14 protein-coding genes are annotated in these 16,980 nt (G+C 72.8%); 8 read left to right on the top strand and 6 right to left on the bottom strand.

Annotation, left to right across the window (positions count from 1 at the left end; all coding sequences use genetic code 11):
• Nucleotides 1-9: 9 nt before the first annotated feature.
• Nucleotides 10-756, bottom strand: a complete 747-nt coding sequence (locus FAF44_RS32330) for a hypothetical protein (RefSeq protein WP_237107109.1) — start codon at nt 754-756, stop codon at nt 10-12.
• Between the two features lie 326 nt (nt 757-1,082).
• Between FAF44_RS32330 and FAF44_RS32325 the strand changes: the two genes are divergently transcribed.
• From FAF44_RS32325 to FAF44_RS32295, 7 genes are all read left to right on the top strand, one after another.
• A complete protein-coding gene (locus tag FAF44_RS32325) occupies nt 1,083-2,474 on the top strand; it encodes an LCP family protein (protein WP_237107108.1) in 1,392 nt (463 codons plus the stop codon).
• 147 nt (nt 2,475-2,621) lie between these two features.
• Nucleotides 2,622-3,980: a hypothetical protein gene (locus tag FAF44_RS32320; RefSeq protein ID WP_237107107.1), complete on the top strand. Its 1,359-nt coding sequence runs from the start codon at nt 2,622-2,624 to the stop codon at nt 3,978-3,980.
• A 162-nt stretch (nt 3,981-4,142) separates the two neighbouring features.
• Nucleotides 4,143-5,135 carry a LacI family DNA-binding transcriptional regulator gene (locus FAF44_RS32315; RefSeq protein ID WP_237107106.1) on the top strand — a complete coding sequence of 331 codons (993 nt, stop codon included), beginning with the start codon at nt 4,143-4,145 and terminating at the stop codon, nt 5,133-5,135.
• Entirely contained in the window at nt 5,132-5,905 is a 774-nt protein-coding gene (locus FAF44_RS32310; protein ID WP_237107105.1) for a sugar phosphate isomerase/epimerase, read from the top strand. Before FAF44_RS32315 ends, FAF44_RS32310 begins: the two co-directional genes overlap by 4 nt.
• Nucleotides 5,906-5,930: 25 nt before the next feature.
• Nucleotides 5,931-6,890: an alkaline phosphatase family protein gene (locus tag FAF44_RS32305; RefSeq protein ID WP_237107104.1), complete on the top strand. Its 960-nt coding sequence runs from the start codon at nt 5,931-5,933 to the stop codon at nt 6,888-6,890.
• A gap of 29 nt (nt 6,891-6,919) precedes the next feature.
• On the top strand, nt 6,920-9,487 hold the full coding sequence (locus tag FAF44_RS32300; RefSeq protein WP_237107103.1) for a PEP/pyruvate-binding domain-containing protein: 2,568 nt from the start codon (nt 6,920-6,922) through the stop codon (nt 9,485-9,487).
• Nucleotides 9,488-9,637: 150 nt separating this feature from the next.
• Nucleotides 9,638-10,252 (top strand): bifunctional 2-polyprenyl-6-hydroxyphenol methylase/3-demethylubiquinol 3-O-methyltransferase UbiG, encoded by a 615-nt coding sequence (locus FAF44_RS32295; RefSeq protein WP_237107102.1) that lies wholly within the window; start codon nt 9,638-9,640, stop codon nt 10,250-10,252.
• Nucleotides 10,253-10,298: 46 nt separating this feature from the next.
• Here FAF44_RS32295 and FAF44_RS32290 read toward each other — a convergent pair whose 3' ends face one another.
• From FAF44_RS32290 to FAF44_RS32270, 5 genes are all read right to left on the bottom strand, one after another.
• A complete protein-coding gene (locus FAF44_RS32290) occupies nt 10,299-11,165 on the bottom strand; it encodes a sugar phosphate isomerase/epimerase (RefSeq protein WP_237107101.1) in 867 nt (288 codons plus the stop codon).
• Nucleotides 11,162-12,292, bottom strand: a complete 1,131-nt coding sequence (locus tag FAF44_RS32285) for a dihydrodipicolinate synthase family protein (protein ID WP_237107122.1) — start codon at nt 12,290-12,292, stop codon at nt 11,162-11,164. The genes FAF44_RS32290 and FAF44_RS32285 overlap by 4 nt, the downstream gene beginning before the upstream one ends.
• A 32-nt stretch (nt 12,293-12,324) precedes the next feature.
• A complete protein-coding gene (locus FAF44_RS32280) occupies nt 12,325-13,470 on the bottom strand; it encodes a Gfo/Idh/MocA family protein (protein ID WP_237107100.1) in 1,146 nt (381 codons plus the stop codon).
• Between the two features lie 128 nt (nt 13,471-13,598).
• On the bottom strand, nt 13,599-14,825 hold the full coding sequence (locus FAF44_RS32275; RefSeq protein WP_237107099.1) for a ribonuclease D: 1,227 nt from the start codon (nt 14,823-14,825) through the stop codon (nt 13,599-13,601).
• Between the two features lie 45 nt (nt 14,826-14,870).
• Nucleotides 14,871-15,470, bottom strand: a complete 600-nt coding sequence (locus FAF44_RS32270; protein ID WP_237107098.1) for a DUF3000 domain-containing protein — start codon at nt 15,468-15,470, stop codon at nt 14,871-14,873.
• Between the two features lie 689 nt (nt 15,471-16,159).
• On the opposite strand from FAF44_RS32270, the gene hemE reads away from it, so the two are divergent.
• Nucleotides 16,160-16,980: uroporphyrinogen decarboxylase (gene hemE, locus FAF44_RS32265; protein WP_237107097.1), on the top strand; the 821-nt coding region annotated here is incomplete at its 3' end.

The raw sequence follows: 16,980 nt of genomic DNA, 5'->3' as shown, positions 1-16,980 counted from the left end.
GTGCCTATGCTACTCGTCAGTAACTACCGTGCAGACGAGGGCCACGGTGAACAGTCCGTAGACGACGCCGGTGGCCGGCTCCCACAGATGGGCGCGGGCCGCGAGCAGGGCCACGACCGCCACCGCCGCGCCGGTCCACAGCGCCCTGCTCGTCCGGAACCCCGCGCCCTTCCGCGCCCGGCGGCCGGCGCCCGGGTCCCAGGGGTCGCCGGGCGATCCGCCCGAGCGCAGGGCGCGCGCCAGCGTCAGCACCGAGTCGCGGGCCCACCAGAGCAGGAACAGCACCCCGGCGGCCAGGCTGAGCACGGCCAGCGCCTCGACGAGCGGGCGCAGGGCGTCGGCGACGGCGTACGCGGCGGCGGAGCGGAACAGCCGCGGCACGGTCCAGCCGAGCAGGAGCGTCACCGCCCAGCAGACGGCCACCGCCGGCCGGGTCAGCGCGCGCGCCCTGCCGGAGCGGGCCACGGCGTACAACTCCCGCTCCCGCCGCCGCGCCCGGCGGGAGCGCGCGCCCCAGACGTACTGCGTGATCGCCATCACGGGCAGGGCCACGGTGAAGACCGCCAGCGACAGGACAGCCAGCGGCAGCGTCTGCTCCCTGGTCGTGGCCCGGTCGGCGAGCAACTGCACGGTGGTGAGCAGCGCGATCGACGCCGACAACGCCACGAGCGCGCCGCGCCGGGCCGCTCTGGTCCCGGCCCGCAGCCCGGCCACCTCCTGGGCGCCCGGGGGCGGCGCCATCTCGGTCAACAGCATGACCGTCATGATGGCGGCACCGTACGTGCTGACGCCCCGCATTCGGGCGCATTGGACCGAGTAGCCGCCCGGGGTGCGGAAGGAGTGCCCGCGAAGTCATCGTCCGGCTGACGATGAACGGACGAACAAGCCAAGATGAAGGGGCTTATCGTCCCGATACCGGTTTGTAGCTATGCTTCGCGATCATGGCGCAAGGGGTGGACCGCGTGAAGGAACGGCAGGACGAGGCGGTTTCCGGACGGCGCGGGGCCCCACCGGCGCCTCCCGAAGCTGCGCACGGGCATCGCTCCGCGCCCCGGCGCAACTCCCTGACCCCCCTCGCCTGGGTGAGCATCGCGCTGACGTTCGTGCTGGTGGCCGCCTCGCTCGGCGTGTACGGCTACTACCGCTACCTGGACAGCAGCATCCCCCGCCAGCGCATCGATCCCGGCGCCTCCCGCCCGCCGGACACCGGCGCGCTCAACGTGCTGCTGGTGGGCTCCGACTCCCGCGAAGGGGACAACAAGCGGTACGGCGCCAAGTCGGTCGGCATGGGGGAGCGCACCGACACGATCATGCTCCTGCACATCGGCCCGAACCGGGACAACGCCACCCTGATCAGCTTCCCGCGCGACAGCATGGTCGAGATCCCCGAGTGCGCGGGCGGGAACGGGGCCGTGCTGCCCGGCGGCCTGCGTCAGATCAACTCGGCCTTCAACGACGGCGGCATCAACTGCACGATCAAGACCCTCGAGGCCCTGACGAACATCAGGATCGACCACTTCGTGAAGGTGGACTTCACCGGCTTCAAGGGCATCGTCGACGCGATCGGCGGCATCGAGATCTGCCTGCCCAAGGCCGTCAACGACAAAGAGGCCAAGTTCGTGCTCGGCGCGGGCAAGCACGTCGTCAACGGCGAGCAGGCGCTGGGCTACGTGCGCACCCGGTACAGCCTCGGCGACGGCAGCGACCTGGGCCGGATCGAGCGCCAGCAGATCTTCCTCACCCAGGTGATGAAGAAGATCACCGACGGCGGCCTGCTCACCGACCCCGGCAAGCTGGACGCCTTCCTGCGGGCCGCCACCCGGTCGGTCACCGTGGACGACGGGCTCGGCCTCGACCGCATGCTGGAGGTCGCCAACAGCGTCAGAGGGCTGACCGCCAAGGAGCTCAAGGGCATCACGGTGCCCATCGAGCCGTACCCGGAGAACACGGCCAGGGTGCAGTTCGCCCAGCCGGCCGCACGCGACTTCTTCGAGAACGTGCGCCAGGACATCGAGGTCACCGCCAGCCCCGCCCCGGGCAAGTCCAGCGCGCCCAAGATCGAGAACAAGCAGGTGCGCCTTCAGGTGCTCAACGCCACCGGCGAGCAGGGCAAGGCCCAACAGGTGGCCGACGCGCTGGCCGGCCAGGGGTTCGTGGTCACCCACGTGGGCAACGCCGCCACCACCGACGTCACCACCATCCGGTACGCCAGGAAGGACGCCGAGCAGGGGCCCGCCTACGGCGACGCGGTGGCCGCGCGGCTGTCCAAGGACAAGCGCACGCCCGTGCAGGGCAAGGTCAAGGCGCTGACCTCGCAGCCGTACACCGCCAAGACGCCGGCGGCCCAGGCGCCCACGGGGCCGGTCCTCCAGGTCGTCATCGGCAAGGACTGGCCCGGCGTGCGGGTCCAGTCGGCCATTCCCGACGCGCTCAAGGGCAAGGTCGTCGACAGCACCACCAATCCCTGCAAGTGACGCCGGTCAGTGACGCCGCCGCGTGATGCCGAGGTAGCGCTCTGGGACCATTGTTACTGAGCGTGATTTTAGGGAAACAAGTGAAATATCCGGACAAGTAATGGTAGGAAAGGGCGCGGTTACTATTCGTACAAGAGAGGTTCCACCGTGGCACGCGACGAGAACGACAGGCCCTACGAGGGCGGGCAGGGTAAGTCGTTAAACCCGGAGTTGACGGGCGACGTGCTCTCGCCGCGGTGGAGCACCGACGACACTGACGAGCAGCCCGCCATCCAGGTCGTCGGCAACGAGACCTACATCCTCCCGCCCGGCCAGGGCACGCCCCAGCGCATCGGCGAGACCCCGCGCGACGTGCTCGACGACCCAGCCCCGCCGCGCGACCTGCTGTCGGGAGACCCGCGCGACGTGCTCGGCGGTTCCGGCGGTTCCGGCGGCTACGACCTGGGCGGCCAGAGCGGCCCCCACGACGTGCTCGGCGGTCACAGCGGCGCCCATGACGTGCTCGGCAGCTCGCGCGACGCGCTCGGCGGCTCGTACGAGACGGGCGGGGCCGGCGGCTCGTACGAGCTGGGCGGGGTCGGCGGCTCCTACGAGTCGGGCGGGTCGCGCGACCAGCGGACCGGCTCCCTCTACGACGAGCTCAGCGACAGCGGCCCGCACCGCGTGCGGGACCAGGACGACGACAACCCCTACCTGCCGCTGGACCGCGGCTACGAGCGGGATCGCGACGACGACCGCGCCGACGACCTCATGGACAGCCGGGCCGACAACCGGGCCGACAGCCGGGCGGACGGCCGGGCCGACGACTATGACGACCGCGACGACCACGACGATGACCGGCCCAAGCGCGGCTTCCTCGGCTCCGGCTGGACCGACGACTCCGGCGACTCCTACGACCGGCGCTCGGGCGGCGCGGGCGAGGTGCGCCGCCGCACCCGGGTGCTGCTGGTGGCGGCGGCCGCGGTGGTGCTGGTCGGGGTGGGCGTCGGCTGGATGCTCACCGGCACCTCCTCCGACGACCCCTGCGCGGGCGCCCAGTGCGCCAGCGCGGGCGAGGTGACCTCGCCGTCCGATGAGGCCGCCACGGAGGACACGCCGCTGGACGAGGACGAGGAGGAGCCCGTCGGCGATCCCACGGATTCGGTCACCGACGAGCCGACCGAGACCGAGTCCGCAACCTCGGCTCCGACCCGGCAGCAGACCCGTCCGACGCGCGAGCCGGAGGCCGAGCCGACGCGTGACAGGAGCACCGCCGAGCCGACGCGCAAGCCCACCCGCGCGCCGGAGAACACGGTGAACGACACGGACGACTCCGTGTCCGAGGACGCCGGCGCGGACGGCTCGACCTCGACGAACAACAAGCAGCGGCAGGAGGAGCAGAGCAGCACGGGCGACACCGGCGGCTCGACGTCCGAGCAGCCGCCGGCCACGACCCAGGCGCCCGCGCCGACGCCGACCCAGGAAGAGCGTCGGGGCCTGTTCGACATCCTGTTCCCCTGGGCGTGAGACGGCGCGGGCGGGGGCTCGGCTCCCGCCCCGCGCCGGTCGTACGGAGGGGACACCTGCCCTTCCGAGTGGGACTTTCTGTCCCCGCGAGCCGCGGGCGTGGCAGGATGCGGATCCAGGTGCCGGTCTGGCAGACTTGGAAACCGCTTTCCTGGAGGTCTCGTGGTCACGCTTGAAGACGTCGCCAAGCAGGCGGGCGTCTCCCTCGCGACCGCCTCGCGGGTGCTCAACGGCAGCACCCGCCAGGTGGGCGCGGCCCTGAGAGCACGCGTCGAGCGGGCCGCGGACGAGCTCGGCTACCGGGCCAACATCGCCGCCCAGACGCTGGCCCGCGGGGCGAGCAACGTCATCGGCATCGTCGTGCACGACCTGACCGACCCCTACTTCGCGGCCCTCGCCGACGGGGCGATGCGGGCCGCGGCCACCGAGGGCCTGCTGGTCATGGTGGGCACCACGCATCGCGACCCGGAGCAGGAGATCGCCTACCTGGCCACGCTGCACGCCCAGCGCGTGCGCGCCGTGCTGCTGGTCGGCTCCCGCGTCGCCGACGCCCGCGTCACCGGCCGTCTGCGCGAGGAGCTGGCCCGCTACCAGGCGGGCGGCGGCCGGGCGGCCTGCGTGGGCCAGGACCTGCTCGGCGTGGACACCGTCGCGCCCGCCAACCGGGAGGGCGCCGCGGAGCTGGCCAGGTCGCTGGCGGAGCTGGGGCACACGAAGTTCGCGGTGCTGGCCGGCCCGCCGCACCTGGTGACGGCGGCCGACCGGTGCGCCGGCTTCTCCGAGGCCCTCGACGAGCTGGGGCTGCCCGCGCCGCAGGTGATCCACGGGCCGTTCGACCGCGACGGCGGGTACGCCGCCGCGTCGCAGGTGGGCGAGGCCACCTGCGTGTTCGCGGTCAACGACGTCATGGCGGTCGGGGCGCTGGCGGCCTACCGCGAGCGCGGGGTCAGGGTTCCCGAGGACGTCTCGGTGGCGGGGTTCGACGACATCGTCACGCTGCGTGATCATGTGCCCGCGCTGACGACGGTGCGGCTGCCGCTGAAGGACATGGGAGCACGGGCGCTGGAGCTGGCGCTCAACGAGGAGGAGCCGGTCGTGGTCGAGAAGGTCTCCGGTGAGGTCGTGCTGCGGGAGAGTGTGCGGAGGATCGGGTGAAGCTGGCGGTCAGCACGCTGGGGATGCCCGGCGAAGGGCTGGACAGGGCGATCGAGATCGCGGCCGGGCACGGCTGCCAGGGGCTGGAGCTGCGCCTGCACCCCGACACCGGTGTGCACGCGGGTCTCGACGCCGCGGGGCGCAGGTCGGTGCGGGAGCGGATCGAGCGGGCGGGCCTGGAGATCTCGGCGCTCGCCGGGTACGCGGGCGTGTGCGAGCCGGGCCCGGACGAGCCGGTCGTCGAGACGCTCCTCGCCGATCTGCGGCTCGCCGCCGACCTCGGCGCCCCCGGCGTGCGGGTGTTCCCGCGCGGCGGGGACCCGGCCGTCGGCGCCCGCCGACTCAAGGCCGTCGCCGGCCCGGCCGCCGACCTCGGCCGTCGCGTGCTCGTCGAGACGCACGACGAGATGGCGACCGGCGAAGCCGTGGCCGCGCTGCTCGCCGAGGCGGCCTGCCCCGCGACCACCGGCGCGCTCTGGGACCTGCTGCACCCCTGGCGGCACGGCGAGCCGCCGCGCCGCACGCTGGCGGCGCTGGCCCCGTACCTCGACTACGTGCAGGTCAAGGACGCGGTCTCCGAGCGCGACACCACACCGGTCCCGATGTGGACGGGCTCGGTGCCGCTGGACGAGGCGGGCGAACTGCTGCGCGGGGCCGGGTTCGACGGCTGGGTGTCGCTGGAGTGGGAGCGCACCTGGTATCCGGGGGTGGCCCCGGTCGAGGAGATCCTGCCCGGCGCGGCCGAATGGGTACGGCGCTTCACCCCATGAAGGCTTTCGCCGCTTAGATGGGTGGATGTCCGCTTTTACTAGCAAGGTGCTCGTCGTCGGCATGGACGGGCTGCGGTTCGACCGGCTGATCGTCCTGGACGCCCCCGTCCTGGCCGGCCTGATGTCCACCGGTGCGTACGGCACCAGCAAGCTCCCCTACGGCGAGGCCGGGACGCCGCGCACGGAGTCACCGGGCGAGATCGTCCCCAAATCGCCCGAGCCCGGCGACGGCGGCCGGGTGATCAGGTCGCGGACCGACTCCGGCCCCGGCTGGTCGTCGATCGCGACCGGGGTCTGGCCCGACAAGCACGGTGTCGTGGACAACGGCTTCGCCCAACAGCAGTTCCTGAAATTTCCGGACTTCTTGACGCGGGCTAAGAGCGCCCGTCCCGACCTGACCACCTCGGCGTTCTTCTCGTGGGCCGCCCTCGCCGAGCACGGCGCGTTCGGCCCCGCGATCGACCACCGTCTTGTGCTCGACGGGTACGCCGACGGCTGGGCCGCCTGTGACCGCCGGGTCGCCGAGGCCGCCGAGCGCCACCTGACCGCCCAGGACCCGGACGCGGTGTTCGTCTACCTCGGAGACACCGACGAGGTGGCCCACGACCTCGGCCCCCACTGCCCGGAGTACGCCGCCGCCCTCCGGACCCAGGACGCCTACCTGGGCCGCCTCCTCGACGCGATCCGCGCGCGCCCCTCCTACCCGGACGAGCGCTGGACGGTGCTGGTCACGACCGACCACGGCCACGTGGACGAGGGCGGCCACGGCGGCGTCTCGGACGAGGAGCGCACGGTCTTCGTGATCGCGAACATCCTGGGCGAGGACCTCGGCGGCCGGTCGCTCGGCGCTCCCGCGCTGGTGGACGTCGGCCCGGCGGCCCTGGCCGTGCTCGGCGTGGCGGTCGATCCCGGGTGGGGCCTCGACGGCACGAACCGGATTCATCAGGTGTTGAATTCTGCGCCGGAAAGCGGAACACTGGGATGACCGAACGCTGAACGGCTGGAGAGCGCACGATGAAGACGGCCCTGGACTTCTCCGAGATCGACGCCGGCATGCTCGCCGAGGTCGGCGGCAAGGCGGCCAACCTCGGCGAGCTGACCAGGGCCGGCCTGCCGGTGCCACCCGGCTGGGTGCTCACCACCGACGCCTACCGCCAGGTCGCCGAGGGCCTGGAGACCGGCGGCGACGGGCTGGCCGAACGGGCCAGGAGGCACCTGCTGCAGGCCACCGTGCCGGACGCCGTGCACGAGGCGATCGTCACGGCGTACAAGGGGCTCGGCGACGACGTGCCCGTGGCCGTGCGCTCCTCCGCCACCGCCGAGGACCTGCCGTTCGCCAGCTTTGCCGGGCAGCAGGACACCTTCCTCAACGTGGTGGGAGCCGAGGAGGTGGTGCGGGCCGTCCGCCGCTGCTGGGCCTCCCTCTGGACCGACCGCGCCGTGGCCTACCGCGAGTCCAACGGCATCGAGCACGCCGCCGTGCGGCTCGCGGTGGTCGTCCAGACGATGGTGGACGCGCGGGTGGCGGGCGTGCTGTTCACCGCCGACCCGGTGACGGGCCGGCGGCGCGAGAGCGTCATCGACGCCGCCCCCGGCCTGGGCGAGGCCGTGGTCTCCGGGGCCGTGAACCCCGACCGCTTCCGCGTCCTCGACGGCGAGATCCTCGAACGCCGCGCCGGTGACAAGCTGCTGGCCGTGCGGCCTCTGCCCGGCGGCGGCACCGAACGCGTCGAGACCGCGGGGCAGGGCCTCTGCCTGACCGACGACGAGGTGCGCCGCCTGGCCGCCCTGGGCATCCGCGTCGAGGACCACTACGGCGCGCCCCAGGACATCGAGTGGGCCGTCGGCCACGACGGCACGATCTGGCTCACCCAGGCCAGGCCGATCACCACCCTCTACCCGCTGCCCGAGACCGGCCGGGCCGGCCTGCGCGTCTACTTCTCCGTCAACGTCGTGCAGGGCGTCATGGGGCCGCTCACGCCGATGGGGCTGTCGGCGTTCCGGCTGATCAGCGCGGGTGGCGCGAAGCTCGCCGGGTACGGCCCCGCCGACCCGCTCGACGGCGCGGGCTTCCTCGCGATCTCGGGGGAGCGGCTCTGGGTGGATCTCACGGCCGCCGTGCGCAGCCGTCCGGGCCGGGCCATCCTGCCGCGCGCGCTGACCATGGGCGAGGCCCGCGCGGTGGGCGTCATGGAACGCGTCTTCGAGGACCCGCGCCTGGCCCCGCCGCACACGTCGGCGCGGCCCTTCCTGCGCGGCGCGGGGCGCTTCGTCCGGAACCTGCGCGCGCCGCACCGGGTGCTGACCGCGCTCACCAGCCCCGGCAGGTCCGTCGGCTACACGGTCAGGCTCGGCGGGGCGCTGGAGCGCGCGCTCCAGGTGCCCGGCACGGCGACCCCCGAACAACGTCTGGACCACGCCGAACGCGTGCTCACCGGCACCTTCCCGCTGATCGTCTCGATCATGCCGATCGTGCTCACCGGTTACGGCCTCTTCGCGCTCGCCTCGAAGTTGTCGGGGGTGCCCGTGGCCGAGATGAGCGACGTCCTGCGCGGCCTGCCGCACAACCCGACCACCGAGATGGACCTGGAGTTGTGGCACCTGAGCACCCGCATCGAGCCGGAGCCGTTCCGGGAGCTGACGGTGCCCGAACTGGTCGAGCGCTATCAGCGCGGACGGCTCCCGGCCGCCGCCCAGCGCGAGATCACCGCGTTCCTCGCCAAGTACGGTCACCGCGGCGTCGCCGAGATCGACCTCGGGGTGCCGAGATGGTCGGAGGAACCCGCCCACATCCTCGGCGTGCTGGCCAACTACCTGCGCCTGGACGGCGGCACCTCCCCCTCGGAGCTGTTCTCCCGGGGAGCCGGCGAGGCGAGCCGGGCCGCCGCCCGGGTGACGGCCCGGGCCCGGCGCAAGGGGTGGTGGCGGGCCCCCGTGGTGCGGTTCGCGCTGCGGCGCACCCGCCAGTACGCCGGGCTGCGCGAACTGCCCAAGTACTACGCGGTCAAGGCCCTCGCGGCGATCCGCGGCAGCCTGCTCGTGGTGGGGGAGCACCTGGTGGGCCTGGGCGCGCTGGACTCGGCCGGCGACGTGTTCTTCCTGGACCTGCGGGAGGCCAGGGCGGCGCTGGACGGGCGCGACCTGCGCGACCTGGTGGCCGACCGGCGGGCCACGTACGAGCGGGAGCGCCGGCGCAGGCACGTGCCCCGGGTGCTGCTGTCCGACGGCACCGAGCCCGAGGCCCTGTCGGACCCCGGCACCCGGGCCGGCGCGATCACGGGCACGCCCGCCTCGCCCGGCACGGTCACCGGCGTGGCCAGGGTGGTGCTCGACCCGACCGGCGCCTACCTGGAGCCGGGCGAGATCCTCGTCTGCCCCTCCACGGACCCGGGCTGGACGCCGCTGTTCCTGACGGCGGGCGGGCTGGTGATGGAGATGGGCGGCGCGATGTCGCACGGCGCGGTGGTGGCCAGGGAGTACGGCATCCCGGCCGTCGTCGGCGTGCCCGACGCCACCCACCGCATCACCAACGGCCAGCAGGTCACGGTGAACGGCGCCGCGGGCACGGTGGAACCGGCCTGAGCCTCGTCGCCGGGCACGTCGGAACCGCCCCGAACCCCGCTGCCGGAACCGGCCTGAACCGTGCCGCGCGGCACCTGTCGAAACCGTGAATATCATGACAAATCATCAGGAAGTCCGGCATCACCGGAGCCCCGGCGCTACCGTGATCACGTGTCCGTGCCCTACTGGAACCACAACGTCCACTACCACAGCCTGGTCATGAAGCTCATGCCCGCGGGCTGTCAGCGGGCGCTCGACCTGGGGTGCGGCGACGGGCTCCTGGCCAGCAAACTGGCCGCCCGCGCCACCCAGGTGACGGCCGCCGACCGCGCCCCCGAGGCCATCGCCATGGCCTGCGAGCGGCACGGCGGCCTGGACAACGTCGAGTTCGTCACGGCCGACTACCTCGACGACCCGCGCGGCCTGCTCCCCGAGGGCAAGTACGACTTCGTCAGCGCCGTCGCCGTCCTCCACCACGCCGACTTCACCGAGGCCGTCGCGGCCCTCACCCGGCTGCTGGCGCCGGGCGGGCGGCTCGTGGTGATCGGCCTGGCGCGCAACCGCTCGCTCCTCGACTGGCTCGTCAGCGGCGCGGGCCAGGTCGCCTCCCGCGCGCTGCGCCTGCGCCACGGCCCCAAGAGCGGCCCCGGCAAGGGCGTGCCCGCCATGGACCCCGTCCTGTCCTGGGCGGAGACGGCCCGGCTGGCCCGCCGCACGCTGCCCGGCAGCCGGTTCGGCCGCCTGCTCCTGCGCCGCTACCTGCTGGTCTGGGACAAGCCGGAGTGACACCGCCGTGGCGGCGGCTCGCCTGACACGCCGCCGCCCCGGCCCGTCAGGCGAGGACGACCTGCTCGTAGCGGGCCTTCATCGTGGCCACGACCTCGTCGGGGTCGGCGGCCCAGACGTCGGCGTTGAAGATCTCCACCTCGACGTCCCCGGTGTACCCGGCGGCCCGCACCGCCGCCGTGATCGGCGGGAAGTCGATCACGCCGTCGCCCATCATGCCCCGCCCGAGCAGCACGTCCTCGGGCAGCGGGTGCAGGTAGTCGCACACCTGGTAGCCGGCGATCCGGCTGCCCGCCCGCGCGACGTCCTCGAACAGGCGCGGGTCCCACCACACGTGGAAGGTGTCCACGATCACGCCGACCTGCTCCTCCGGGTAGGGCAGGCTCAGCTCCAGCGCCTGGCCCAGCGTGGACAGCACCGCGCGGTCCGGGCAGTAGATCGGGTGCAGCGGCTCCAGTGCCAGCTTGACGCCCCGCTCCCCGGCGTACGGGGCCAGCTCGGCCAGCGCCTCGGCCACCCGCTCGCGGGCCCCGGCCAGGTCACGGGTGAAGCCGGCGGCCGGGAGCGGCTCGCCGGGCTTGACCCCCGGCAGGCCGCCCACCACCAGCACCAGGCAGGCCGCCGACAGCTCGGCCGCCTCGTCGATGGCGCGCCGGTTGTCCTCCAGGGCCCGCGCGAAGGCCGTCCGGCCCTCCTCGCCCGGCAGCCCGCCCGCGGTGAGGAAGCCGCCGCGGCACAGCGACGAGACGCGCAGCCCGGCCGCCCGCACCAGCTTGACGCTCTGCGCCAGCCCGCTCTCGGCGACCTTCTCCCGCCACAGCCCGATCGCCTCCAGGCCGTGCCGCGCGCACCCGTCCACGGCCTCGGGCAGCGACCACTGCCTGGTCGTCCACTGGTTGAGGGAGAGACTCACAGCCCGTTCACCGCCAGCAGCGCCTTCATCCGGCGCACGGCCAGCTCCTGATCGGCCAGCAGCCCCGCCTGGTCGGCCAGGCGGAACACCTCCGCCAGGTGCGGCAGCGAGCGGGCCGACTGGGCTCCGTTCACCATGGCGAACGCGTCCTGGTGGCCGTTCAGCCAGGCCAGGAAGACGATGCCGGTCTTGTAGTGGTACGTCGGCGTCTCGAAGATCTTGCGCGACAGCGCGACGGTCGGGGCGAGGATCTCGTCGTAGCGGGCCAGCAGCCGCTCCCGGTCCGCGTCCGTGCCGGCCGCCTCGGCCGCGTCCAGCGCCTGGAGCGCCGCCGCCGCGGCCGGGGCGATGGCGTCGAAGATGCCCAGCAGCGCGTGCGAGCCCGACCTGATCAGCGACGGGTAGTTGAAGTCGTCACCGGTGTACAACCGGACGCCCTCGGGCAGCGCGGCACGCAGGCCGACCTCGTGCTGCTCGTCCAGCAGCGACACCTTCACGCCGTCCACCGACGCGGCGTGCGCGTGGACGAGCTCCAGGAACGAGTCGGTGGCCGCCGCCACGTCGCGCGAGCCCCAGTAGCCGGCCAGGTTCGGATCGAACATCTCGCCCAGCCAGTGCAGGATCACCGGACGCTCGGCCACGCCGAACAGCTTGCCGTAGACCTGGTGGTAGTCCTTCGGCCCCGTGGCGACCCGGGCGAGCTGCCGGGAGGCCATGACGATCACGCCCGCGCCCGCGGACTGCACGGTCTCGATCTGCTCGGTGTAGGCGGCGGTGATCGCGTCCAGGTCGTCCGCCTGCGGCGCCTGGTCGGTGCCCGCGCCGCAGGACACCAGCGTGGCGGGGTCGCCGTACGAGCGGGCCTCGGCGGCGACCCGCCGGACCAGCTCCTTGGTCGCGGCCCAGTCCAGGCCCATGTTGCGCTGCGCGGTGTCCATGGCGTCGGCGACGCGCAGGCCGAGCGACCACAGGTGGCGGCGGAAGCGCAGCGTGGCGTCCCAGTCCACGGCGGCGGGGGAGCCGGGTGTGTTGTCGCCGAGCGGGTCGGCCACGACGTGCGCGGCGGCGTACACGACGCGGCTGGTCGCCGGCCGGCCGTCGACCGGCCAGGTCACCGGCGCGCGCAGCGGGTACGAGCCGAACCCGGGAAGATCGATCCTCACAGCTCCGGCACCTCGATCCGGCGGCCCTCGGCGGACGAGCGCAGGCCCAGCTCGGCGAGTTGCACGCCGCGGGCGCCCGAGGCGAAGTCGTTCGGGAAGGGCGTGTCCTCCACCACGTGCCGGACGAACGCCTCCCACTGGATCTTGAAGCCGTTGTCGAACTCGGCGTTGTCCGGCACCTCCTGCCAGCCGTCGCGGAAGCGCGCGGTGGCGGGCAGGTCGGGGTTCCAGACGGGCTTGGGGGTGGCCGAACGGTGCTGGACGCGGCAGTTGCGCAGGCCCGCGACGGCGCTGCCGTGCGTGCCGTCCACCTGGAACTCGACCAGCTCGTCCCGGTTCACGCGGACGGTCCAGGAGGAGTTGATCTGGGCGACGACGCCGCCCTCCAGCTCGAAGATCCCGTACGCGGCGTCGTCGGCGGTGGCCTGGTAGCGCTTGCCCTGTTCGTCGACCCGGGCCGGCACGTGCGTCACGGCCTGGGCGTAGACCGACCTGACCCGGCCGAACAGGTTCTCCATCACGTAGTGCCAGTGCGGGAACATGTCGAGCACGATGCCGCCGCCGTCCTCGGCCCGGTAGTTCCACGAGGGGCGCTGGGCCTCCTGCCAGTCGCCCTCGAACACCCAGTAGCCGAACTCGCCGCGCACCGACAGGATGCGGCCGAAGAAGCCGCCGTCGATCAGCCGCTTCAGCTTGAGCAGGCCCGGCAGGAACAGTTTGTCCTGCACGACGCCGTTCTTGACGCCCTTGGCCGTGGCGGCCTCGGCCAGCGCGATCGCCTCCTGCGTCGACTCGGCCGTGGGTTTCTCGGCGTAGATGTGCTTGCCGGCCTCGATGGCCTTCAGCACGGCCTTCACCCGGGCGCTGGTGACCTGGGCGTCGAAGTAGATCAGGTTGTCGTCGTCGGCGAGGACCGCGTCGAGGTCCGTGGTGAAATCCGCAATGCCGTGCTTTGTTGCGATATCTGAAAGCTTGTCGGCGTTACGGCCGACCAGAACGGGCTTGAGCTTCACCCTGGAGCCGTCGGAGAGCGTCACACCGCCCTGCTCGTTGATGGCCAGGACGGAGCGGAGCAGGTGCTGCCGGTAGCCCATCCGTCCGGTGACGCCGTTCATCACGACGCCGATGGTGCGCACGCTCATGAGGATCCCTTCAGGCACAACATGCGGAAAGCGCTTTCCCGAACCGTACGGCCGGGCCACCGAAGGCGTCAAGTAGCGCGAACCTCAGGTGGGCCTCGACCTAGGGCCAGGTCGCCCGTACGACGAGCTTAGAGCTCGCCCGGTGTCTCCAGCCTGGCCAGGGCCGTGGAGATGGGACGGGCGCACAGCGAGAGCTGCCATTCGCGCGCGCCGAGCCCGCGCAGCCTGACCGTCACGCTCTCGTCGGTGATCTCGGCGGGCGGCTCCCAGGTGAGCCTGCGTACGGCATCGGGCTGCAGCAGGTTCTCCGTCGGCATGTGGTGCTCGTCGGCCAGCGCGGAAACCACGGCACGGGCCGCGGCCAGGCGTTTGGCGGCGGCGGGGTCGCGGTCGGCCCAGCGGTTGGGCGGCGGCGGGCCGTCGCCCGGCGTGCTCGGCTGGGGAAGCTGGTTGTCGGGCAGGCTTCTGGCCCTGGCCACGGCGGCGAGCCAGTCGCTCATGTGCCGGCGCGCGCTCCGCCCGGTGAATGCCGAAATTTCGGTCAATGCCTTTTTGGTACGTGGCCCTTCCAGCGCGGCGGTCACGATCGCCGCGTCCGGCAGCACCCGGCCCGGCGCGAGGTCGGCCTCGCGGGCGATGCGGTCGCGCATGGTCCACAACTCGCGCACGATCGCCAGCGCGCGCACGTTGCGCACCTTGTGGATGCCGGACGTACGCCGCCACGGGTCGGAGCGCGGCGCGGGCGGCGGGGTGCCGAGCACGGCCGCGAACTCCTCGCGCGCCCACTCCAGCTTGCCCGTGTCGGTCAGCTCCTGGTGCAGCGCGTCGCGCAGTTCGACCAGCACCTCCACGTCGAGCGCGGCGTAGCGCAGCCAGTCTTCCGGCAGGGGCCTGGTGGACCAGTCGGCCGCCGAATGCCCCTTCTCCAGCCGCAGGCCGAGGACGGTCTCGACCATCGTGCCGAGCCCGACCCGCTCGTAGCCGAGCAGCCGCCCGGCCAGTTCGGTGTCGAACATCTCGCGCGGTTTGAAGCCCACCTCCATCAGGCACGGCAGGTCCTGCGAGGCGGCGTGCAGCACGATCTCGGCATCGGCCACGGCCCGGTCGAGCGCCGACAGGTCGGGGCAGCCGATCGGATCGATCAGCGCGCTGCCGGCCCCGGCGCGGCGAAGCTGCACGAGGTAGGCGCGGTTGCCGTAGCGGTAGCCCGAGGCACGCTCGGCGTCCACGGCGACGGGACCGCTGCCCGCGGCGAAGCGCTCCACCACCCGGTCCAGCCCGGCGGCGTCGGCGACGACGGGAGGGATGCCTTCGCGCGGCTCCAGCAGCGGCTCCACGGTGCGTTCTTCTGTCATGAGCTCACCGGCCTCATGACGCGGGTGCTGTCTTGACTGGTGCCCTCACTTCGTTCGGTCACTCTCCGGATCATCACGGCGGCGGGGCAGGGCGGCCACGTCGGGCGGGAGCGGGGGGATACCCGCCGCCAGGCACATGAGGTCGCACCAGGCGGCGACATGGCCGGACATATCCTCCTGCGCGGGTGACCACGACGCCCGCAGCTCAAGTTCGGTCGTGACCGGGTCGTCGGCCTTGTTGCCGAAGCCCTCGGACACGGCCCTTGTCACGGTACCGCCAGCGGCGGAGTAGTCGGCCTGATGCGCCTCGAGAGCCTCGGTCAGCCAGCTCCACGCGACGGGCCCGAGCAGCGGGTCGGAGGTGATCTCCGGCTCCATGTCGGCCCGGACGTAGGCCACCAGCCGGAACGGGCCCTCCCAGCCGCGCTGGCCCTCGGGATCGTAGAGCAGGATCAGCCGGCCGACCGCGAGCTCGTCGTCGTCGCGGTAGACCGACGCGCCGATGGCGGCCGAGTAGGGGGCCAGCCGCTGCGGCGCGGGCAGATCCTCCAGCTCGATCTCCGGCCTGACCTCGGTCAGCCGCAGGCTCTCCGCGGCTCGCGCGAAGGCGGCGGGCGGCGGCGGTGGCTGGTCACCGAGTGTCATAGCCGAAGCGTAGGTCGAAGACGGGCGGAAGGGGACCACGGGGGTGCTCATCCTTCGTGATCAAGCCGCTGCCGTAACAAGCTGGCGTGCCGGGCGGGTGGTCTCGGCGTGCCCGATCGCGCCGGCGTCGAACGCCGCGACGCCGGGCGCGGTGGCATCAGACGCTGTGGCATCGGACGCTGTGGCGTCGGTTGTGGCGGCGCCGAACGCGACGGCGTGGCCGCACTCGACGCAGGCCCACTCGGGGCACCGGCCCGGCTCGTGCCCGTCGGGGCACGGTGGCTGCTCGAACGGCCGTTCCCCGGCGCAGGACGGGCAGCGCTCACTGCGGCGCTCTGGGGAACTCCACAACGCGGTCATCGCACGAGTCATCGAACCGGGGCCTTTCTTCGGGTCGTGGCTCCGACGTTGGCACGAGCCGCTGACAATTCCCCGCAACGCGCTCGGCGTGTCCCGAAAGTGGTCGCTGAATCGATGCCGCGCGGTGGCTTGGCGAACATTTGGCCCAGTCGAGACCGGCTCTCTGGCCGGACATGGGGTGTGTTCGACCCGTGTGCGATGCCGATGCCGAGCAGACCGGTAAACCTTCATCTGACTATCTGATCATGATTTGGGGTGTCCAATGCATCTTTTTCCGACACCTCGCGCCCGTGTCGGCGACCACTCCCCGTACATGGGACCCTGGAGAGGTGAACCTCGCCGACTCGCCGTTCCTGCGTGCCTGCCGTCGCCGGCCCGTCCCGCACACGCCCGTCTGGTACATGCGGCAGGCCGGCCGGTCGCTGCCGGAGTACCTCAAGGTCCGCGAGGGCGTGCCGATGCTCACCGCGTGCGCGACCCCCGACCTGATCGTCGAGATCACCATGCAGCCGGTCCGCCGCTACGGCGTCGACGCGGCCATCTTCTTCAGTGACATCGTGGTGCCGCTCAAGGCCCTCGGCATCGACCTCGACATCAAGCCGGGCGTCGGCCCGGTCGTGGCCGAGCCGATCCGCGACGCCCGCGGCCTCGACGCGCTGCGCCCGCTGGAGCCCGACGACGTCTCCTACGTCACCGAGGCGATCCGGGCGCTCACCGGCGAGCTGGGCGGCACCCCGCTGATCGGCTTCGCCGGCGCGCCGTTCACGCTCGGCTCCTACCTGATCGAAGGCGGGCCGTCCAAGAACCACGACCGCACCAAGGCCATGATGTACGGCGCGCCCGAGCTGTGGCACCGCCTCATGGCACGCCTGGCCGACATCGTGGCCCGGCACCTGCGCATCCAGATCGACGCCGGGGCCTCGGCCGTGCAGCTCTTCGACTCCTGGGTCGGCGCGGTGGCGCCCGCCGACTACCGCGAGTTCATCCTCCCGCACACCAGGCGCATCTTCGAGAGCGTCGCCGACGTGCCCCGCATCCACTTCGGCGTGGGCACCGGCGAGCTGCTCGGCGTGCTCGGCGAGGCGGGGGCCGACGTCGTGGGCGTCGACTGGCGCGTCCCCCTCGACGAGCACGCCGAGCAGCTCGCCGG

This window comes from Nonomuraea sp. MG754425, from assembly GCF_021699195.1.
Taxonomy (GTDB): Bacteria; Actinomycetota; Actinomycetes; order Streptosporangiales; family Streptosporangiaceae; genus Nonomuraea.
Note: the sequence above shows the minus strand (reverse complement) of the source record. Positions and strands in the feature narration are given on the sequence as shown.

What these genes read in the sequence shown, in the direction of transcription:
- FAF44_RS32330 (WP_237107109.1), bottom strand. Translation starts at nt 756, where the DNA reads ATGCTGTTGACCGAGATGGCGCCGCCCCCGGGCGCCCAGGAGGTGGCC.
- FAF44_RS32305 (WP_237107104.1), top strand. Translation starts at nt 5,931, where the DNA reads ATGTCCGCTTTTACTAGCAAGGTGCTCGTCGTCGGCATGGACGGGCTG.
- FAF44_RS32300 (WP_237107103.1), top strand. Translation starts at nt 6,920, where the DNA reads ATGAAGACGGCCCTGGACTTCTCCGAGATCGACGCCGGCATGCTCGCC.
- FAF44_RS32280 (WP_237107100.1), bottom strand. Translation starts at nt 13,470, where the DNA reads ATGAGCGTGCGCACCATCGGCGTCGTGATGAACGGCGTCACCGGACGG.
- FAF44_RS32275 (WP_237107099.1), bottom strand. Translation starts at nt 14,825, where the DNA reads ATGACAGAAGAACGCACCGTGGAGCCGCTGCTGGAGCCGCGCGAAGGC.
- FAF44_RS32270 (WP_237107098.1), bottom strand. Translation starts at nt 15,470, where the DNA reads ATGACACTCGGTGACCAGCCACCGCCGCCGCCCGCCGCCTTCGCGCGA.